Source organism: Streptomyces sp. NPDC059002, from assembly GCF_042740435.1.
In the GTDB taxonomy this organism is placed as follows: domain Bacteria; phylum Actinomycetota; class Actinomycetes; order Streptomycetales; family Streptomycetaceae; genus Streptomyces.
This window is the reverse complement of sequence record NZ_JBHYJI010000042.1, coordinates 23,378-43,055: the sequence shown is the minus strand read 5'-3', so window position 1 is coordinate 43,055 and position 19,678 is coordinate 23,378. Positions and strand designations below refer to the sequence as shown.

At 73.0% G+C, this 19,678-nt stretch carries 19 protein-coding genes; 10 read left to right on the top strand and 9 right to left on the bottom strand.

The features are described 5' to 3' along the window. Positions 1-27 precede the first annotated feature (27 nt). Positions 28-966: an AraC family transcriptional regulator gene (locus ACFWZ2_RS30190; RefSeq protein ID WP_384551016.1), complete on the top strand. Its 939-nt coding sequence runs from the start codon at positions 28-30 to the stop codon at positions 964-966. 10 nt (positions 967-976) lie between these two features. Beyond that, complete coding sequence (locus tag ACFWZ2_RS30185; protein ID WP_384551014.1) at positions 977-1,732, top strand: DUF6597 domain-containing transcriptional factor; 756 nt, start codon at positions 977-979, stop codon at positions 1,730-1,732. A 51-nt stretch (positions 1,733-1,783) separates the two neighbouring features. On the opposite strand, the gene ACFWZ2_RS30180 is transcribed toward ACFWZ2_RS30185, so the two are convergent. Further along, positions 1,784-2,197: a VOC family protein gene (locus ACFWZ2_RS30180; protein WP_384551012.1), complete on the bottom strand. Its 414-nt coding sequence runs from the start codon at positions 2,195-2,197 to the stop codon at positions 1,784-1,786. Positions 2,198-2,337: 140 nt separating this feature from the next. Between ACFWZ2_RS30180 and ACFWZ2_RS30175 the strand changes: the two genes are divergently transcribed. Both ACFWZ2_RS30175 and ACFWZ2_RS30170 read left to right on the top strand, forming a co-directional pair. Beyond that, positions 2,338-3,006, top strand: a complete 669-nt coding sequence (locus tag ACFWZ2_RS30175) for a DUF4389 domain-containing protein (protein ID WP_384551010.1) — start codon at positions 2,338-2,340, stop codon at positions 3,004-3,006. A gap of 37 nt (positions 3,007-3,043) precedes the next feature. Beyond that, on the top strand, positions 3,044-3,454 hold the full coding sequence (locus ACFWZ2_RS30170; protein WP_384551008.1) for an NUDIX hydrolase: 411 nt from the start codon (positions 3,044-3,046) through the stop codon (positions 3,452-3,454). 13 nt (positions 3,455-3,467) lie between these two features. Here the strand turns inward: ACFWZ2_RS30170 and ACFWZ2_RS30165 are convergent, their stop codons facing one another. Next, a complete protein-coding gene (locus ACFWZ2_RS30165) occupies positions 3,468-4,202 on the bottom strand; it encodes a hypothetical protein (RefSeq protein ID WP_384551006.1) in 735 nt (244 codons plus the stop codon). Positions 4,203-4,247: 45 nt separating this feature from the next. Beyond that, positions 4,248-5,669, bottom strand: coding sequence for a hypothetical protein (locus tag ACFWZ2_RS30160; RefSeq protein ID WP_384551004.1), 1,422 nt, complete (start codon positions 5,667-5,669; stop codon positions 4,248-4,250). A gap of 63 nt (positions 5,670-5,732) precedes the next feature. On the opposite strand from ACFWZ2_RS30160, the gene ACFWZ2_RS30155 reads away from it, so the two are divergent. Then, positions 5,733-6,551 carry a dienelactone hydrolase family protein gene (locus ACFWZ2_RS30155; protein ID WP_384551002.1) on the top strand — a complete coding sequence of 273 codons (819 nt, stop codon included), beginning with the start codon at positions 5,733-5,735 and terminating at the stop codon, positions 6,549-6,551. A gap of 10 nt (positions 6,552-6,561) precedes the next feature. Here the strand turns inward: ACFWZ2_RS30155 and ACFWZ2_RS30150 are convergent, their stop codons facing one another. Continuing rightward, positions 6,562-9,408 carry a glycoside hydrolase family 2 TIM barrel-domain containing protein gene (locus tag ACFWZ2_RS30150; RefSeq protein ID WP_384551000.1) on the bottom strand — a complete coding sequence of 949 codons (2,847 nt, stop codon included), beginning with the start codon at positions 9,406-9,408 and terminating at the stop codon, positions 6,562-6,564. 186 nt (positions 9,409-9,594) lie between these two features. On the opposite strand from ACFWZ2_RS30150, the gene ACFWZ2_RS30145 reads away from it, so the two are divergent. Then, positions 9,595-10,287 carry a pyridoxamine 5'-phosphate oxidase family protein gene (locus ACFWZ2_RS30145; RefSeq protein ID WP_384550998.1) on the top strand — a complete coding sequence of 231 codons (693 nt, stop codon included), beginning with the start codon at positions 9,595-9,597 and terminating at the stop codon, positions 10,285-10,287. A gap of 39 nt (positions 10,288-10,326) precedes the next feature. On the opposite strand, the gene ACFWZ2_RS30140 is transcribed toward ACFWZ2_RS30145, so the two are convergent. Beyond that, on the bottom strand, positions 10,327-11,622 hold the full coding sequence (locus ACFWZ2_RS30140) for a hypothetical protein (RefSeq protein ID WP_384550996.1): 1,296 nt from the start codon (positions 11,620-11,622) through the stop codon (positions 10,327-10,329). Continuing rightward, the gene (locus tag ACFWZ2_RS30135) at positions 11,610-12,866 is read right to left on the bottom strand and encodes a hypothetical protein (protein ID WP_384550994.1); all 1,257 of its coding nucleotides are present in this window, start codon (positions 12,864-12,866) and stop codon (positions 11,610-11,612) included. Before ACFWZ2_RS30135 ends, ACFWZ2_RS30140 begins: the two co-directional genes overlap by 13 nt. Positions 12,867-12,993: 127 nt before the next feature. On the opposite strand from ACFWZ2_RS30135, the gene ACFWZ2_RS30130 reads away from it, so the two are divergent. Continuing rightward, positions 12,994-15,528, top strand: coding sequence for a polysaccharide lyase family 8 super-sandwich domain-containing protein (locus tag ACFWZ2_RS30130; RefSeq protein ID WP_384550992.1), 2,535 nt, complete (start codon positions 12,994-12,996; stop codon positions 15,526-15,528). A 27-nt stretch (positions 15,529-15,555) separates the two neighbouring features. Here ACFWZ2_RS30130 and ACFWZ2_RS30125 read toward each other — a convergent pair whose 3' ends face one another. Continuing rightward, positions 15,556-15,687, bottom strand: coding sequence for a hypothetical protein (locus ACFWZ2_RS30125; protein WP_384550990.1), 132 nt, complete (start codon positions 15,685-15,687; stop codon positions 15,556-15,558). 192 nt (positions 15,688-15,879) lie between these two features. On the opposite strand from ACFWZ2_RS30125, the gene ACFWZ2_RS30120 reads away from it, so the two are divergent. Then, on the top strand, positions 15,880-16,791 hold the full coding sequence (locus ACFWZ2_RS30120) for a TetR family transcriptional regulator C-terminal domain-containing protein (protein ID WP_384550988.1): 912 nt from the start codon (positions 15,880-15,882) through the stop codon (positions 16,789-16,791). An 18-nt stretch (positions 16,792-16,809) separates the two neighbouring features. On the opposite strand, the gene ACFWZ2_RS30115 is transcribed toward ACFWZ2_RS30120, so the two are convergent. After that, entirely contained in the window at positions 16,810-17,004 is a 195-nt protein-coding gene (locus ACFWZ2_RS30115; RefSeq protein WP_384550986.1) for a ferredoxin, read from the bottom strand. A gap of 9 nt (positions 17,005-17,013) precedes the next feature. Next, positions 17,014-18,213 carry a cytochrome P450 gene (locus tag ACFWZ2_RS30110; protein WP_384550984.1) on the bottom strand — a complete coding sequence of 400 codons (1,200 nt, stop codon included), beginning with the start codon at positions 18,211-18,213 and terminating at the stop codon, positions 17,014-17,016. Between the two features lie 182 nt (positions 18,214-18,395). Between ACFWZ2_RS30110 and ACFWZ2_RS30105 the strand changes: the two genes are divergently transcribed. Continuing rightward, the gene (locus ACFWZ2_RS30105; protein ID WP_384550982.1) at positions 18,396-19,013 is read left to right on the top strand and encodes a TetR/AcrR family transcriptional regulator; all 618 of its coding nucleotides are present in this window, start codon (positions 18,396-18,398) and stop codon (positions 19,011-19,013) included. Positions 19,014-19,134: 121 nt separating this feature from the next. Beyond that, entirely contained in the window at positions 19,135-19,671 is a 537-nt protein-coding gene (locus ACFWZ2_RS30100; RefSeq protein WP_384550980.1) for a DUF4188 domain-containing protein, read from the top strand. The last annotated feature ends 7 nt before the right edge of the window (positions 19,672-19,678 follow it).

Genomic DNA, 19,678 nt, shown 5'->3' with positions numbered 1-19,678 from the left:
CCATGCGCGTGCGTCTACGCTGCCGTCATGGACGTACTCGGAGGACTGCTCGAAGGCCCGCGCGCGCGAGGAGCCTTCATGATCCGCGCCCTGTTCGAGCCCCCCTGGTCCGTCCGGATCGCGGACGAGGCACCCGTGTCCGTCATGATCATGGTGAGCGGCAGCGCCTGGATCGTCCCCGACGACGGCACGCGGCCGCAGCTCATCCGCCCCGGCGACCTCGCGATCGCGCGCGGCCCCGGCCACTACACCTGCGCCGACGACGTGGGCACGGCCCCGTTCGCCGAGATCCGCCCCGCCCAGCACTGCGTGCCGCTGGACGGCGCCCCGGTCGCGCGCTACCGGGACCTCGGCCTGCGCGCCTGGGGCGAGTCGGCCGAGAGCCCCGTGGAGATGCTGATCGGCACCTATCAGATGCGGGGCGAGATCACCGACCGGCTCCTGGACGCGCTGCCGCCGCTCCTCGTCCTGCCGACGGAGGTGTGGGACTGCCCGCTCACCCCGCTGCTCGCCGAGGAGATCGGCAAGGACGAGCCGGGCCAGGACGTCGTCCTCGACCGGCTCCTCGACCTGCTCCTGATCGCCGCGCTGCGCGCCTGGTTCTCCCGCCCCGAGGCGGCCGCGCCCGCCTGGTACCGCGCGATGGGCGACCCGGTCGTCGGCCGCGCACTGCGGCTGCTCCAGGACGATCCCGCGCACCCCTGGACGATCGCGGACCTCGCCGCGAAGTCGGGTGTCTCGCGGGCCGCGCTCGCCCGGCGGTTCGCGGAACTCGTGGGCGAGCCCCCGATGACGTACCTGACGAACTGGCGGCTCGCGCTCGCCGCCGACCTGCTGCGCGACAGCGAGCTGACGATCGGCTCGATAGCGCGCCGGGTCGGGTACGGCAGCGCGTTCGCCCTGTCCAGCGCCTTCAAGCGGGTCTACGGGATCAGCCCGCAGGAGCACCGCACGCGCGCGGCGTAGCCTTTTCCCTGTGACCGAGGAGACCGGCTCCGGCGCCTACCGGGAGCGTCCTTCCCTGCTGACCGGCGCGGTCGTGTGGACCCGCGCGGCGGCGGACGGCCCCGGTGCCGCGCGCCCCGTCCTGCCGGACGGCTGCATGGACCTGCTGTGGACCGAGGGCAGGCTGTTCGTCGCGGGCCCGGACACCCGTGCGTACGATCCCGGCGGCGGTCCCGGACGGTACGTCGGCGTCCGCTTCTACCCGGGCACCGCCCCGTCCTTCCTGGGCGTGCCCGCGCACGAGCTGCGCGACCGGCGCGTGGACCTCGCCGACCTGTGGACCGCCGCCGAGGCGCGGCGCCTGGCCGAGCGCGTGGACGCCGCGGGCGACCCGATGGCCGCCCTGGAGGCGGTGGCCATGGAACGCGCCGCCGACGCCGGGACGCCCTGCCCCGCCCCGGGCCCGTCGCCCCGCCCGATCAGGGGCGACCCCTTCCTCGTCCAGGTCGTCGGCTGCCTGGAGGCGGGCATGTCGGTCGCCGCGACCGCCGCGGCGTTGGGCGTCAACGCCCGTCTGCTGCACCGCCGTTCGCTGCCCGCGTTCGGCTACGGACCCAAGACGCTGGGCCGGATCCTGCGCCTGCAGCGGGCGCTCGCGCTGGCCCGCGCGGGGACGCCCTACGCGGCAACGGCCGCCGCCGCGGGCTTCGCCGACCAGGCCCATCTCGCCCGCGACGTCAAGGAGTTGACCGGTCTGCCGCTGACCGGGCTGCTCGGCGGAGGCTAGCGGCGCTACCCGGCGGAGGCTAGCGGCGCTACTCGGCGGAGGCCAGCGGCGCTACCCGGCGGAGGCCAGCGGCGCGAAGAGGTCGACGCTGTTCCCGTCCGGGTCGAGCACGACCGCGTACCGCTGGCCCCAGGCCGCGTCCCACGGCGCCATCTCACCCTTGTGTCCCGCGCCCACCAACTCCTCGTACACGGTGTCGACGCCCTCGGCCGTACCGCAGTGGAAGGCGAGCCCGATGCGCCCCGCACTCGGGGGCGGCGTCCAGTCGGTGGCGAAGGAGCGGACCGTCTCCTCGGTGTCGAAGGCGATGCGCAGTCCGCCGGGCAGCGTGGCCTCGACGTGCGGCTGCTCCTCGGCGCCGGCCGGGAACTCCAGGCCGAGCCCGCGGTAGAAGGCGAGCGAGGCCGCCAGGTCGGAGGTGACGATGCCGATCAGATCGAAACGTGGTGTCGGTGTGCTGTTCATGCCCGCAGCGTAGGCAGCGGCCCGCCGCCCGGTCTTGAAGGAAACGGACACGGCGCCTCTCCTTGCCGACAGCGGCTCCCGGTCGTACATGGAGAGGGGAGGGCGGGCGCGGCCCCGTGCCCGCGAGGGAGATGATCGCCATGGAGACCATGGCCACCGCACCGCACAAGCACCCGGCAAGTCCGGTCCGGCTGTGGACGGAGTACGACCCCGTACCCTCGCGCTGGCTGTGGCTCGTCAAGTGGCTGCTCGCCATCCCGCACTACCTGGTCCTCCTCTTCCTGTGGATCGCCTTCTTCCTCGTCACCGTGGTCGCGTTCTTCGCGGTCCTGATCACCGGCGGCTATCCGCGCGCCCTGTTCGGCTTCAACGTCGGTGTGCTGCGCTGGAGTTGGCGCGTGGAGTACTACGCGTACGGCACGCTCGGCACCGACCGCTATCCGCCCTTCGCGCTGCGCGACGTCCCCGACTACCCCGCGCACCTGGAGATCGACCACCCCGCGCGGCTCTCCAGGGGCCTGGTCCTCGTCAAGTGGTGGCTGCTCGTCCTGCCGCAGCTCGCGGTCGTCCTCCTGCTCTCCGGCGGCTACCGCTTCAACGGCGGCCTCGCCGGGCTGCTCGCCTTCTACGCGGGCGTGACCCTGCTCTTCCGCGGCCACTACCCCAAGGGCATGTACGACCTCAACATCGGACTGCACCGCTGGGTCGTACGGGTGATGGCCTACGGCAGTCTGTTGACGGACGTCTACCCTCCGTTCCGGCTCGACCAGGGAGAACGCGAGCCGACGGCCGGTGAGCCCCTCGCCTGACTGTCACCCTCCCAAAATCCCCGCTACGTTGGAAGGCATGGACTATCCCGGTGACAACCGGTTGGCGGCCGCTGTCGTGACGCACCGCGGCCGTGTGCTGCTCGTGCGGCGCAGCGCGAGTGAGCGGTTCCTGCCCCGGGTGTGGGGCGTGCCGTGCGGAAAGCTGGAGGCGGGCGAGAGCCCGCGCGACGGCGTCCTGCGCGAGCTGAAGGAGGAGACGGGACTGCTCGGCCAAGTGCTGCGCAAGGTCGGCGAATCGTCCTTCGTCAGCACCTACCACGGGCACGAGGTGAAGAACTGGCAGGACAACTTCCTGATCAGGCCGCTCACCTTCGACGTGGTGCTGCCGCTGCCCGACCAGGACCACCGCTGGCTCGCCCCCGCCGAGCTCGGCACGGTCGACATCGACGACTACAACCGCGAGATCGTCCGCCAGGCCTTCGGCTGACCGGGCACGTCCCTCAGGCGAGCAGCCCGGCGAGCGCGGTCAGTTCCGCCAGATAGTCCCGCACTTCGAGCGGCTTCTTCGCGACCGACGAGGCGAGCGCGTCCGGTTCGGCGCCGGTGAACACGTCCGTGTACTGCCGTCGGCCCGCCCCGGTCTCCAGGAACAGCGTGACCGTGGGGCCCGTCGACGCGCACCATGCGCGGTGCAGGGCGTACGGCGGCAACGCATAGCCGCTGCCCGCCGCGTACTGCGCGGTCTGCGTGAGCCGCAGCCGGGCCCGGCCCGCCGGTTCCAGGAGCCAGTCGCCCTCCTCGCCCGACAGGGACTCCCGGTACCACGACGTGGCGATGCCGCCGCCCGCTGCCGGGTCGGCACTGTCATGGGGTTCGTACAGCTCCATGCCGAGCGCGCCCCGCACCACACAAGAGGCCAGCGGCGAACGGTGGTTGTGGATGTCCTCGCGCGCCCCCGCCCCCGGATGCCACACGTGCGCCCGCAGCATGTGCCGGGGCCCGCCGTCGATCAGGAGCAGCTTGTCGAAGCCGAGCACGTGGCGGTACGACAGGAGTGCGCATCCAGAAGGGTCGCCGAAGCCGCCCGCCAGCTCCCGCACCAGCGGCAACAGCCGCTCCGGGGTGCCCAGTTCGGTGACGACCGTGCGCGCGGCCCGCACCAGGTCGTCCTCCGTCGGCCCGTCCAGGGCCCCTTCGAGGAGCCGCCTGGCGCTGTGCACGTGCCGACCACCCAATGCACTCTCCCCCTCGTCCCCGCGCGACCGCGCCGAACCGGGGGTTCAGATACCCGGCTGATACATCCATACGGCATGTGCCCGCAGCGCCGAAAGTCCCTGATAGGTCATCCACATCGGGTAGGCGAGATCGCCCCCTTCCCACGTCCAGATCCCGCCCTCCTGCTGCCGCCACACCGAGGCGGCCGCCCCCGAGAGCAGCTCCTGCCAGGCCGCCTCCTGCCCCTCGTCCGCCGCGGTCTCCACGGCACCCGGGGTGAGCAGCGCCCGTACCACCCAGGCCGCGGCGAAGTGCCGTACGGAGAGCACCTCGTGGCGCGAGGCATCCACCGGATGCGGGCGGCGCACCGTGTCGTGGCTGCTCTCCAGGTCCTCGCAGCCGTCGTGCGCGGGGCCGGGGCAGGAGAGCAGCCAGCGGACGCCCTCCTCGCGCGTGGCACGGGCGTTGGCGTCCTCGCCGAGCACCCGGGCGGCCCGGTCGAGGGCGACGACGGCCTGCGCCGTGTGCACCGACGTGGGTACGACCGTCCTGCCGCGCAGCGGGGTGAGCCGGGAGCCCCAGCAGCGCCGGTGCCCGCGCGCCGGATCGGTCACGGCGCCGTCGACGAGCGCGTCCCGCAGGACGGGCAGGGCCGGCGAGTCCGGCGCGGCGCGCAGCAGACCGCGCAGCACCGTGGTGACGACATGCGTCATCTCCACGCCCGCGGGCTCCAGTTCGCGGCTGAACCGCGCGGTGCACCGCTCCGCCTCGGCCGCCAGGCGCTGCGGGTCCGCGCCCGCCCTCGCGAGCGCGCCGAGCACGAGCGCGGTCACCTCGGGGCGGCCCACCGCACCCTGCGAACGCGCGGCCCAGCCGCCCTCGGGCAGCCGCAGCCGCCACAGCGTCTCCACCAGGTCCGAGGCGCGCAACCGCCCGTCGGGCAGCCCGAGTTCGAGGACGATGTGCAGTCCGTACGCGGTGCCGGTCGCCGTCGGCCGGATCGGCCGCGACTGCTCGTCGAGGGCGTGCGGCCAGCCGGTGAGACGGCCGCGCAGCGGATCGTCGAAGACCGTCAGACGCTCGGCGAGCGTCGCGTACGAGGCGGCGGAGAGCCCCGGCAGCGGTCCCGGCGCCTCCGGTTCCGGCGCGGCGGGCCCGGTGGCCGCGGCGCGCGGGCCGCGCGGGGAGGGAACCCCGTTCAGGCCGCCCGCGGCCCCGTCGTCCCGCCCCGTCGCGCGGGCCCGCAGGAGCGCGCCCGCGAGCCAGGCGCACAGGCCCGTGCCGACGCCGCTGACCACGGCGAGCGAGTAGCGGGCCGCGTCGCCGAAGAGGGCGTCGGGCAGCAGGCCCACCAGGGCCTGGAAGACGGCGTATCCCACGGCGACGGGCCCGAGTCTGCCGAGCCAGGCCACGATCCGTCCGGGCGGTGGGTCGGGCGGCGGGTCGGGTGGCACGGGGTGCCGGGTGGGGTCTGTGCTTCCGCGCATGTGTGCTGTATGCATGAACTCCACTTACCCATCGGACACGTGTGACGAAAGGGAGCGAGCGCCGTGTCAGGTTCGCAGCCGACATCGGACCTCACCGGCTGGAGCAGGGCTCCGTTCACCGGAGCCGGGTTCACCCATGATGTCTATGAGAAAGGGACTGGTCCGGGCGTCGTCCTGGTTCCCGAAATTCCGGGAGCGACCCCCGAAGTGCTCGCTCTCGGCGACCATTTGGTGGAACAGGGGTTCACGGTCGCGATTCCGTCCCCGTTCGGTGAACCGGGCCGTCCGGTGTCGACGGGATATGTGCTCGGCGTCATCGCCAGGGTCTGCGTGGCCGCCGAGTTCCGTGCCTTCGCCACCGACGCGCGCCGCCCCTTCGCCGACTACCTCCGGGCCCTGGCCCGGGACCTGGCGTCGCGCACGCCGGGCCCCGGCGTCGGCGTCATCGGCATGTGCTTCACGGGCGGCTTCGCCCTGGCGGCCGCCGTGGACGAAGCCGTCGTCGCCCCGGTGCTCAGCCAGCCCTCGCTGCCGCTGCAACTGCCGCTGAGCCGGGCCCGGCGGGTCGACCCGGGCCTGTCCCGCGCCGAGTTCGACACGGTCGTGGCCCGCACGAAGAACGACGGACTGTGCGCCCTCGGCCTGCGCTTCACCGGCGACAAGCTGGTTCCCGCCGACCGCTTCGCCACGCTGCGCCGCCACTTCGGCGACGCGTTCGAGGTGATCGAGCTGGACTCGGCACCGGGCAACGAAGGGGGCTTCGGCACGAGCGCGCACTCCGTCCTGACCGAGGAGGTCCGCGAGACCCCGGGACACCCCGCCCTCGCCGCGCGCGAACGCGTCGTCGGCTTCCTGCGGGAGCGGCTCACTCCCGTGGCGTGAGCGGTGCCCCTCACTCCTCCATGAGGGAGAAGGTGCAGGTCAACGAGGCGGGCCGGGCGTGGAGTTCGTACGGGGGCAGCGTCCCGGGCCCGCAGGACCCGGTGCCGATGCCGTGCTGGCCGATGTCGAGGTTGACCCAGAGCGTGTCGCCGGGCGTGAGGTCGGTGCGGTGGCGGGCCGCGTCGAGCTGCTCGGTGGTCCAGCGGCGTGCGGTGAGCCAGGGCCCGTCGTCGCTCGCAACCCGCAGGCCGCCGAGTTCCGCCCACCGGATGTCGGGGCGGGCCCCGTTCTCCTGCGGGCGTACGTACGGGGTCTGCAGGGCGTCGACGTCCGCCTCCCACACGCCGAGCAGCGAGGCGGCCCGGGTGTCGGGGTAGGCCTCGCCGGGCCCGCCGCCGAACCACCTCACCCGTCCCGCCGCGCCCGGCAGCCCGAAGCGGATGCCGAGCCGGGGGAGCGGCACCGTCCACTCGCCCTCAGGACGCACGTCGAGACGCAGCAGGAGGCGGCTCCCGTCCGACTGCCAGCGGTACGCCACACGCAGGCCGATGTCGCTGGCCGCGGGCGCGACCCGGGTGCGCACGGTCAGCGCCTCGTCGCTCAACTCCACGGCGTCGAGGCGGTGTTGCATCCGGTCGAGCCCGGCCTTGCGCCACCGTGCGGCGAGGGGCGGCTCGGGGCGCCACGGCATGCCGTTGTCGTTGTCGGTGGGCGCGCGCCACACGTCGAGGCGCAGGTCCCTGATCGCCAGGCCGCCGAAGGAGCGCAGCGTCCCGTGGGCGTCGAAGGCGGCGGGCCCGAGCGTGATCCGTCCGCCGTCGCGCACCGGGGGCGTGCCGCCGGGCGCGGGCGGGACCGTGCCGGATCCGACGGGCAGTTGGGCCCACGCCACCACATGGCCGCGCGGCGCCCACGCCGTGTCGTCGGCGAGCACCGCCCGCACCGTCCACCGGGTCTCGGCGTCCGGGGCGCGGCGCGGCGGGGGCGGCAGTTTCACCTCCGTGTGCGCACCGGGCCCGACCTGCGGCACCGCGAGGACACCGTCGGCGACGGGCGTGCCGTCCTGCTCGTACGACCAGGTGAAGGCGAGGTGGGAGAGGTCGGCGAAGTCGTGCAGATTGGTGATCCTGACGATGCCGTCCCGTCCTTCGCCCGTGATCCGGACCGGCTCGATCACCTTCTTGTACTCGACGAGCCCGGGCGATGGGGTCCGGTCGGGGAAGACCAGGCCGTCGCAGACAAAGTTCCCGTCGTGGGGTGCCTCGCCGAAGTCGCCGCCGTAGGCGTAGCCGTACGCGGGGTGGGTGATGCCGTGGTCGATCCACTCCCAGACGAAGCCGCCCTGGAGGCGCTCATACGTCTCGAAGAGCCGCTGGTACTCGCCGAGGCCGCCCGGGCCGTTGCCCATCGCGTGCGCGTACTCGCAGAGGACGAAGGGCAGTCGGCGCCGGGACGCCGGGCCCTCGTCGGTGCCGCGGCCGATCCGTTCGACCTCGGCGTGGTCGGCGTACATCCGCGAGTAGACGTCGGTGTCCGCGCAGGACCGGTCGCCCTCGTAGTGGATGAGGCGGTCGGGGTCACGGGCGCGGATCCACTCGGCCATCGCGGTCAGGCCGCGGCCCGTGCCGCATTCGTTGCCGAGCGACCAGACGATCACCGATGCGTGGTTCTTGTCGCGCTCGACCATGCGGGCCGCGCGGTCCAGGAGCGCGGGCGTCCAGCGGTCGTCGTCGACGGGGTTGCCGCGCCACTGCTGCATGGTGAACCCGTGCGTCTCCAGGTCGCACTCGTCGACGACCCAGAGCCCGAGTTCGTCGCAGAGGCCGAGGAAGGCGGGGTGGGGCGGATAGTGGCTGGTGCGGACGGCGTTGATGTTGTGCCGCTTCATCAGGAGGAGGTCCGCGCGCATCGTGTCGATGCCGACGGTGCGGCCCGTGTCCGGGTGGAACTCGTGGCGGTTCACGCCACGGAAGAGGATCCGGCGGCCGTTGACCTTGATGACGCCGTCCTCGACGGCGACCGTGCGGAAGCCGACGCGCAGCGGGATCCGCTCGCCCGCCGTGGCGAGCACCGCGCCGTACAGCCGCGGCGTCTCGGCGGTCCACGGCGCCACGGCCACGGTGACGGACTCGCCCGTCGCGGCGTCGATCCCCAACTCCGGTACGGTGACGCGGCCTTGGACGTCCGAGTCGACGCGCAGCGTGCCGGTGCCCGTCCGGTGGTCGTACGAGGCGTGCACGAAGTGGTCGCCCGCGCAGCCTTCGGGGCGGTGCAGGAGCGTCACCCCGCGGAAGATGCCGGGCAGCCACCACTGGTCCTGGTCCTCCAGGTACGAGCCCGACGACCACTGGTGGACGCGGACCGCGAGGACGTTGCCCGCGGGGCGCAGCAGGTGGCCGACCGCGAACTCGTGGGGGAGCCGGGAGCCCTTGAACTCGCCGAGCGGTGTGCCGTTCAGCCAGACGCGGGCGCAGGACTCCACGCCGTCGAAGCGGAGCGTCGCCCCGCCGTCGGACGGCCAGCCGGCGGGCAGGTCGAAGGTGCGCAGGTGGTCGCCGGTCGGGTTCTCGGTGGGGACGCGCGGTGGGTCGACGGGGAACGGATAGAGCTGGTTGGTGTAGTGCGGGGTGCCGTGACCCTGCAGCACCCAGTGGCCGGGCACCGCGACGGTGTCCCAGGTCCGGGCGTCGAAGCCGGTGGCCGCGAACGACTCGTCGGCGGTGTCGGCGGTGGGGGAGAGGCGGAAGCGCCACGTTCCGTCGAGGGGGAGGGTGGGGGCGTCCGACGCCGCGTACCACGCGCGGGGCGGGAGGCTGCCGGTACCGGGGGACACGTCCTCGTGGTGGGGAAGCTCCATGCGGTCCATCAGACCGTGCCCGGGCACCGGCTCACAATTGTTTCGGACCGGGAGTCGTTGGACTCTTCGGACCGGACTTGGACGGGTGGCGGGGCGGCTGCGGATATCGCGGCCTGGGTGGGGCGTCGTAAACGAAATTCGTTGATGTGTGGCAACTCGGGCGCGGTATCGGTAACTTGTCACCGTGTGAACCAACGATCTCAGCCGTCGTCGCTGCCCGCCGCGCTCCCCGTCACCGACCGCACCCGCCACCGCCGACTGCGCGACCAGGGCAGCCTGGAGCGCGCCGACCTCGAAGCGATACTCGACGCGGGATTCGTCTGCCACCTCGGCGTCCTCGTCGAAGGGCACCCGATGGTCGTCCCCACCGTCTACGGCCGCGACGACACCCACCTCTTCCTGCACGGCTCCGTCGCGAGCCGCAGCCTGGCCGCCGACCCCGATGCGGCGGTCTGCGTCACCGTCACCCACGTCGACGGACTGGTCCTGGCCCGCTCCGTCTTCGAGCACGGCGTCAACTACCGCAGCGCGATGATCCACGGAGTGCCGCGCCGGGTGACCGACCCGGAGGAGAAGCTGCGCGGACTGCGGCTGCTCACCGAGCACGCGACGCCGGGCCAGTGGGACTACGCCCGCCGCCCCAGCCGCAAGGAACTCGCCGCGACGACCCTGCTCGCGCTCTCCCTCGAAGAGGCCTCGGTCAAGGTCGCCGTCGGACCGCCCGACGACGGCGAGGGGCCGGACGCCGCGCTCGGCGTCTGGGCGGGCAACCTCCCGCTGACCGCCACCTGGGGCGCGCCCGTCCCCGACCCGCTGCTGCCCGCGGGCATCGCCCCGCCGCCGCACATCGCGGACCGGAGCGGGACCCGGCAGGGGTGACCGGCCGACCCCGCAGGACGGGCCCGGCCCCGCACGACGTCAGGGCAGCTTCGGTGCCGCGCAGCCGTGCTCCTTCGCCGAGCGCCGCGCGAACTCCCGCAGCGCGGCGCGTTCGTACGCCAGGTCGGCCGCCGACTCCTTCGCCTCGCGGCGCTTGCCGTGCGCGTCGTACTCGTCCCCGTCCGTGGCGTCGCTCGGCCGCACCGTGAACAGCGCGGGCCCGCCGCCGTCCCGGCATGCGGCGCTCGCCCAGTGGCCGCCGCCCGCGAGACGCCCGGCGGGGGCGTCGCCGGGGCCCGGCTCCTCGGAGTAGTTGTGCTCCTGGTGGTCCAGCCGCTGGTTCCGCGCGTACGGCCCGTAGTACGCGACGAGGTGGTGGCGCCGCGCCCCTTCGGGAGATCCGGCGGAAACGGCGGCGTCCGCGGTCGGCGTGCCGGTCGGCCCGCCCCCGAGCACGCACACCTCGACCGGGCCGCCGGACCGCGCGCCCTCCCACACCCGTGACACCCGCGAGCCGCGTGCGGGGAGGCCGCGGCAGGACCCGGTCGCGTCGGCGAGCGGCACGTCCTCGTCGGCGTTCACCGGCAGCGCCACCGTGCGCAGGGGCTTGCCGAGCGGGGCGTCGTCGCAGCCCCACTGCCGGGAGGCCTCGGCGGCCGTCGCGGTGGCGATGCGCGCATAGGCGGTGCGCCGCCGGGGATCGTCGAGGGTGACGTCCTCCTCCTTCACGTCGACCGTGACGAGCAGGCCGCCGCGGTCGCGTGCGCAGTCCAGGAGCACCGACGTGGTCGCCGCATCGTCGTCGACGAGGTGGTCGAAGCCCTCGCCGGTGGTGAAGACGCCCCGCCAGCCGCGGCCGAGCGCGGCGGGCGGCAGCTCGTCCGACACGAACGGGTACAACGGGCCGTATCCGCGCGGGCGTTCGGCCGCACGGTCCCCGCCCAGGTCGTTCCCCTTGCGCTCCGGCACGCTCTGCACGGTGACGTCGACGGAGGCGTCGTGCGTCGGATGGCCCGCATGGTGCTCGGTGTCCCGCCGGACGGCGCAGGACACCTGACGGATCTCACCCCGGTCGCCCTCGTCGGCCCGCCCCGCGTCCCGCAGGTTCGCCTTGCCGGGACCGCTCTCGAACGGCCCGTCGCCGAGGACGGCCCGCAGCTCGGCGGAGGGCAGCACGCCCCGGCACGCCTCGTCCAGGACCTGCTGGGCCACGCGCCGTTCGTGCGGGCCGCCCCACCAGTAGTACCCGCCCGCGATCAGTGCGAGGACGACAAGGACCCCGCAGGACGTGAGCGCCGCGCGCCCCTTCTTCGTCTCCCAGGTCAGCCGCGCCACTGGGCCACCTCTCCCATGACCGTCGTGTTCCGGCAGTGCGCGCGGTGCGGCCAGCCGTCGGGGGCCGCCAGATAGCGGTCGAGCACGGCGCGCGCCTGTCGCGAGAGCCGCCGCTGGTCCTTCGGTTCGAGCACGGACCTGCCCTGCTCCAGGCCGTACTCGAAGTCGAGTTCGGGGGTCACCGTCACCCGGTGGTAGGTGGTGCCCGCCGCGCACTCCGAGCGTGCCCACAGGGCGAGCAGCGGATCGTCGCCGGACTCCTCGATGGTGACGGGCTTGTCGTGCGGGGGCTGCTTCCCGGGGCCAGGCACCTCGCCGTCGCCCCGGTGGTCGTCGTACGCCCCGCGCGCGAGGACCCCCGACCAGCTCTCCGCGCTCGCCGCCTTGACGGATCGATCGGCGGGCGAGCCCGCGGTGTCGTCCCACCGTCCGCCGCACGCGCCGGTGCGCCTGCTGTACGTCTTGGCGTTCCCGTCGAAGGACCAGCGGCCCGGCGAGAGGTGCAGCGCCTTGGGCGAGAGCCAGGCGCAGAGTTTCGGTGCGTCGGCGGGGGAGCCGGCCGCGGCGGGCTCGGTGGGCAGCGGCCTGCTCCCGCAACCCTGCTTCCTGGTCACCCAGTTGGCGACGTCCGCGGCGGTGCGGGACGCGACGAGGCGTTCGGACTTCGGCACGTCGTACTCGTCGGAGTGCGAGGGCAGGTCCACCGTGACGAGCAGGTCGCGCGCCGGACGGACCCGTCCGGTCAGGCCCTTGGGGCAGTCGGCGAGCACGGAGGCCGTCACCGTGCTGCCCCGCAGCCGGTCGTCGACGGAGACGGCGCCCAACGCCGTCTCGGGCAGGGGCAGTTCGTAGCCGCCGTCGAGCGTGGGCGGCGCCGTGCTGCCGAGGACGGCCTCGGCCCGCACCCGCGCCTGCGCGTCCGGCTCCCAGGCGTCACCGCCGCCGCCCCAGGAGAGCGTGCAGTCAAGGAGTGCGCGGCTCTCCTGGCCGGGCCGCAGCATCGTGCCGAACTCGTCGAGGGCGCCGCGTTCGTCGTCGGAGACGAAGGGGCGCATCTCTTCGGGGAGCAGGCCCGCGCAGGCCCGGGTGAACTGGTCCGCGTTGGCGGCCCGCACCTCGTCGCGCTCCTGGTCGTCGGCCACCAGGAACCACGTCACCGACGACGCGACCACCAGGACCACCAGAGCGGTCACCACCAGCCAGGTCCGTTTCCGCGCGGCACGCGGCGCGCCCCTCCCGGGCATGGCGAATCCTTCCCCCGTTTGCGCATCAAGATCGGAGGCGACCGTATCAAGTGGGGACCCTTGTAGCCGGTGGGGGCGTCTGCTTGACTCCGGCCGCCGGGACGGCACTTCGTCGGTGGAGGACACCATGGAGATCACGCGCAGACGCCTGTTGTCAGCTCTCTCGGCCGCCGGTCTGCTGGCGGTGGTCCCGCTGCCCGCGGTGGGTGCCGCGGGGGACACCGCACGGCTGCTCGCCAACACCGTCGCGGTCTTCGCGGGCACCGCGGAGTCCAACGCCCGCCCCGAGACGGCCGCGAAGCTCGCCGCCGTCGAGAAGACCGCGCGGGCCGGTCTGCAGGCGATGGACGACGCGGGCGAGGGCGAGCTCTTCGCCGGTCTGGTGCTCGGCACCGACGAGGCCAGCCTCAACACCGCCTACCGCCGCCTGTACGAGATCGCGCTCGCCACCCGCACCCCGGGCATCCCCGCCGACCTGTACGGCGCCGCCGCCGTGCAGCGCCGGGTGATCGACGGCCTGGTCTGGCTGTACGAGCGGTACTACGGAGACCAGTCCAAGGGCTACTACGGCAACTGGTTCCACTGGGAGATCGGAATCTCCCAGCACATCAGCAGGACCCTGGTCCTGCTCGCCGACCGAATAGGGGCCCAGCGCCCCGAGTTGACCGCCACCTACATCGCCGCCATGGACGCCTACCTCCGCAACGGCAAGAACGGCGACGTGGACCTCGACTCCCGCTTCCACACCGGCGCCAACCTCGCGGACATCACCACCAACCGCATCCTCCAGGGCGCCCTCATGGCGGACGGCGGCGACGCGCGCATCCGCAAGGCCCTCACCGACCAGCTGACGGTCTTCGTCACCGTCGACCCCTACCACCTCAACCACGGGGTGACGGACGGCCATTACGCCGACGGCTCCTTCATCCAGCACGGTTCCGTCGCGTACACGGGTTCGTACGGCAAGGGCCTGCTCACCCGCGTCGTACAGACCCTCAAGATCCTCGAAGGCACCGGCTTCGCGCACGGCGACGAGCTGGTGCCGACCGTGCACGGCTGGGTGCGGGACGGCTTCGCGCCGCTGATCTTCGAGGGCTGGATGATGGAGATCGTGAAGGGCCGCGCGGTGTCGCGCACGGACTCCGGCTACACGGACGTCGTGGTGGTCGTCGAGGCCGTCGTCGACCTCTCCTCGCTCGCGACGGGCGCCGCGGCCACCGCCCTCAAGAGCTACGTCAAGCACATCAGGGCCACCTCGCCCACCGCCCTGGACCCGGCCCGCTTCGTCTCGCCGCTCAGCATCGTGCGCTACGCCGACATCATCGGCGACACCACCGTGCCGCCCGCCGACCTCAACCCCGCCGCGCGCAGCGTCGCCTTCAACGCCATGGACAAGACGGTGCACCGCAGACCCGGTTACGCCTTCGCGCTGGCGCGCAGCTCCGACCGGATCAGCAAGTACGAGTACATGAACGGCGAGAACCTCATGCCGTGGTTCCAGGGCGACGGCGCGCACTACCTCTACCTCTCCGGTCAGGACCAGACCCGGGCGTACGGCGTCGACTACTTCACCACCGTCTCGCCGTACGGCCTCGCCGGGGTCACCGCGCCGGTCGAACAGCGGCGCACCGTACCGGAGTTGTACGGCAAGCCGTACTACGACAACCCCGATCACCCCCTCCACTTCACCTCGTCGTCCGAGTCGCAGAACACCTACGTCTACTTCCCGCGCGGCACGAACGGCTGGTCCGGCGGCGCCGTCCTCGGGGCGTACGGCGCGGCGGGCCTGGTCCAGTCGAGCGACGCGGCCTACCGCGACCGGGAGATCCTGCCCGACGACTTCGTGGTGTACCGGGGCGCGACGGCCACGAAGTCGTGGTTCCTGCTCGACGACGAGATCGTGGTGCTCGCGGCCGACGTCGGCGACCCGGCGGGACGCGCCGTCACCACGACCGTCGACGCCCGCATCGCCGCACCCGACGACCGGACCTCGCTCACCGGCGCGCTCCTCGACGGCAGCCCCTGGACCGGGCCCGGCACCGCGCCGCTGCGCTGGCTGCGCTACGCCAACGCCACCCGGGGCACCGCCGTCGGCTATGTCTTCCTCGACACCCCGCAGGTCAGGGCCGCCGTCGACCGGGTCACCCGCAGCCGCCGCGTCGTGCGCACCGCGAACCCGGACACGGCCGTGACCCGCGCCGTCCTCGGCGTCACGGTGGACCACACCGCCGGGGCGAAGGCCGCCCGCCTCGCCTACGCGCTGGTGCCCAACGCGACCGAAGGACAGCTGCGTTCGCACCGGAACGGGCCGCTGAAGGTCCTCGCCAACACGGCGCGACTGCAGGCCGTCGCCCACACCGGGCTCGGCCTGAGCGCCGCCAACACCTTCACACGCGGACGCCACGAGACGGCGGGCCTGCGCGTCGAGGGCCCCGCCTCGGTGATCGTGCGCCGCCGGGGCCCGCGCGGCACGACGACCGTCGCCGTCTCCGACCCGACCATGGACCGCGACACGGTCACGCTGCTGCTCCGCGGCCGCACCCTGCGCGCGGTCTCCGCGGACCCCGGCGTCCGGGTGACCCCGGCCCACGGCGGCACCCGCATCGAGGTCGACACGCACCACGCGTACGGCAGGAGCTTCGCGGCGACGCTGCGCGAATAGCCCCGAGGGCGCCGCTCTTTGCGCACGTCACCGCCGCCCCAGCACGTCGAGCAGCGCCCTGAGCACGGCGAGCGCGCACAGGACGAGGTGGACCACGGCCCGGCCCGCCGTGGCGCAGGCGAGCACCAGAAGGGCCGTGGTGAGGACGGTGGTGGGCATCGGCGTCACACCTCGCTGAGGGACGGGTCCTGGCGTACCGTCCCGGTATACGGCGGTGACCGGGCCGCGAACAGCTGCGCAGGCGCGCGCAACGTGCCCTCGGCGCACGGTGGTTCAGGGTGTACGGGGCACCGGAACTCGCGCGCGGGTGCGCACCTGGTGTGCCGGCGGCCGGGGTCCGAGCATGTGGGGATGGACGCAACCAACGAGCCGCATCCCCGCAAGCGCCATCTGCCCTTCCCGTACGACCAGGACCTGTCCCAGGTGCTCCGCCACCTCAACCGGCGTACGGCAGCGGGCCGTCGGCGGCTCGCCAACGACCCGCACACCGCCGCCTACCTCGCCGCGGGGATGCGGCTGGTCGAGCAGCACCTGGGGCCCGGCGCGGCGCGCCGCGCCACCGTGCGGGGCCGACACCGGGTCGAGCGGGCCGTCCTCGGCTTCCTGTCCCAGCGCGCGGTCGCGGCGGAGGTCGCCAACAACCCCGCGGTCTTCCCCCGGCGCGGCCTCGTCTCGACGCTGCGCACCCAGTGGCGCACCCAGTCGGACTACGTCGCCGACCTCATCAACTTCGCGATGTGGCCGGTGAATTACCGGCCCGGTTACGTCGAGCAGCGGGCGGTCAACACGGCGCGGCTCGTGACGGGCGAGGACTTCGTGCGGACCGTCCACGAGACGGCGTACCAGCACACCGCGGAGGGCGCCCGCACGCCGTCCGTGCGGCTCAGCCTCGCCCTGATGGCGGTCGCCGACGGCGACGACACGGTGCAGCAGGCCCTCGCGGACACCTACCGGGGCTACCTCGCGTCCTGGAAACAGCTCTACGCCGAGGTCATCGAGGCGCGGAACCTGCGGCTGCGGCCCGGGATCACCCTCGACGACCTCGCCGACGCGTTGTCCGCCGCCACGGACGGCATGATCCTGCGGTCCATCGGCGACCCGGGCTCCGGCGTCGTCGACCACGACCGGCACCGCTCCCTGATGGGCACGGTCTCGCTCGCGCTGATCCACGCCTTCCTCGAACCCGCCGACGCCGCGGAAGGCCGCACCCTGGAACAGGCCGTCGAGGCCCGGCTCGAAGGGCGGCCCGGCGGGGCGGGCTGAGCCGCCCCACGGGCGGGGTCAGTCGTCCTCGACGGCGATCGCCGACACCGGGCAGGCCCGCACGGCCTCGCGCACCATGGGGTCGTCGGTGCCGTCCTCACGGCCGGGCAGCACCTCGCTGAGGCCGTCGTCGTCCTGCGTGAAGACGCTCGGTGCGGTGAGCGCGCACATGCCCGCGCCCACGCAGCGGTCCTTCTCTACGTGGATCGTCATGCCCAACTCCTACCATGCGACGGGGAGTTCGATCATGCCTTGGATCGTGTCGCCCGGCTTGAACGGGATGTCCTCGGCGGGCACGGCGAGGCGCAGGCCCGGCAGCCGGTCGAAGAGGGCGCGCATCGCGATCTCCAGCTCGGCCCGCGCGAGGTTCTGGCCGAGGCACTGGTGGATGCCGAAGCCGAAGGCGAGGTGGTGGCGGTTCGTGCGGTGCCAGTCCAGTTCCTCCGGTGCGTCGAAGGCCGCGGTGTCGCGGTTGATGAGGGACGTGGAGAAGACGACGCCGTCGTCGGCGCGGATGGTGCTGCCCTGGATCTCGATGTCCTCCTTCGCCACCCGCAGCATGCCCTCCGCGATGGACAGGAAGCGGAGCAGTTCCTCGACGGCGGCGGGCATCAGGGCGGGCTCGGCCCCGAGTCCGGCGCGCAGTTCGGCGAACCGCTCGGGGTGCTGGAGGAGCGTGAAGGTGCCGAGCGAGATCATGTTCGCCGTGGTCTCGTGCCCCGCGATCAGCAGGATCGTCGCCAGGCTGACCAGTTCCTCGCTGTCCGGCGCGCCCGCCTCCTGCTGCCTGGCGATCAGCTCGTCGAGGAGCCCGTCGCCCGGGTCGCGCCGCTTCTTGCCGATCAACGTGTGGAAGTACGCCTCCAGTTGGTCCCGTGCGTCCTCGGTGTCCTCGGAGGTGGGCCCGCGCAGCAGGCGCCGCGACTGCTCCTCGAAGAAGACGTGGTCGTCGTACGGCACGCCGAGCAGGGCGCAGATCACCATGGAGGGCACCGGCAGCGCGAAGGCGTTCACCAGCTCGGCGGGCGAGCCCTTCTCGATCATGGTGTCGAGGAGCTGGTCGACCGTCTCCTGGATCCGCGGGCGCAGCTCGTTGATGCGCTTGACGGAGAAGCTGGGGATCAGCATGCGCCGCTGGGTGTTGTGCTCCGGGTCGTCGACGCCGATCAGGGCGACGCGCTTGGTGCGGACGCGGGCGAACCGCTCGGTGGGCGCGGGAAATCCCTCGGTCTCGCGGTCGGAGGAGAGGCGCGGGTCCGCGAGCAGCTCACGGGCCGCCGCGTGCCCGGTGACGAGCCATACGGAGCGGCCGTCGAAGAGGGTGACCTTGGACAGCGGGCGGTCGTCGAGCAGCGGCTCGTACGCGGCGGGCGGGTGATAGGGGCAGGTGCGGTCCTGGGGGAAGGCGACTGATTCCGTCATGGGTGTACCTCGCAAGCGGAGAGCGTCCCGATTTCTGCCCTCATTCGATGCCCGGGGCATCTAACCGGTACACCGCAAGACCGGCCAGATCACCCGCACGGGACAATTGGCCGGAATCGCCTCCTCCGCTCAACTCGACTGCGTCTACAGTGCCCTCTCGGCCATGTGGTAGCACTGCTGGCATGAAGGACAAGCCCGCGGCACGCTCCGGCTACCACCACGGCTCGCTGCCCACGGCCCTTGTCGCCGCCGCGCTCGAACTGCTCGACGAGGGCGGCCAGGACACGGTGACCGTGCGCGAGGTCGCGCGCCGTGCGGGAGTGTCGCCCGGGGCGCCGTTCCGTCATTTCGCCGACCGGCAGGCGCTGTTGACCGCGCTCGCGGAACGGATTCTGGCCGACTACGAAGCGTGGCAGATCGCCGAGCTCGAACACGCGGAGGGCTCGTCGATGCGCGCTTTCGGCCTCGGCTTCGTGCGCTACGCGATCCGCCACCCGCACCGCTTCCAGTTGGTCAAGCCCCTGGTGTTCGGCCCGCACAGGCCCGCCGAGATCGACGCGCGGGTGACCGCCATCGAGGCGGCGCTGACCGGATCCATCGTCGCGGACCAGCGTGCGGGCGAGCTGCGCGCGGGGGATCCCGCGGTGGTCGGTCTGGCCGGACAGGCCCTTGTCTACGGTCTGTCCCAGATGATTGTCGACGGATATCTGCCACCGGATCACGCCGAGCATCTGGCCGAACAGGTACTGGACACCTTCGGCCTCGGCATCGTCAACTACGCCCGCCATCAAGCCCCTTGACGGGCGCCCGTACTCCCTGTCCCCGCCGTGCAAAACCCTTGACCGCCCACCCGGGCGCTGATGTAATCACCGATCACATCAGCGCATTCGCGACGACGTCAGCGCACTCACTGGGGGCCGCATGTTCGCCAAGCCGACACCGGGCTTCACCACCGCGGCAGCCGAGGGGGACGTGGCGGTCCTGCTCATCGGCATGCGCATCAACCACTTCTGGGCGGTGCACCACTGGCTGCCGGTGTTCGTCTCCATGCCCCGCATGCTCCGCGAACTGGGCAAGGACAGCAGCCGGGGCCTGCTGAAGAGCGTCCTGCTCACCGCGTCGCCGCGCACGTACTACGTGGTCCAGTACTGGGAGTCCAAGGAGAAGCTCTACGCCTACGCCCAGTCGCCCGACACCATCCACCACAAGGCGTGGCAGACCGCCAACCGCAAGATCCGCGCAGGGAAGACGCGTCGGCATGTGGGGCTGTGGCACGAGACGTACATCGCCCCCGAGGGGTCGTACGAATCGATCTACTTCGACATGCCCCCCTCCGGTCTCGCGGCAGCCACGGGGGTGCTGCCGCTGGAGCGCAGGGGACGGCGTGCGGCGGACCGCTTCGCGCACCGCGCCGGGGCGGCCGCCGGGGCGGGGGCGGCCACATCGCCGGAGGCGTGACATCCGC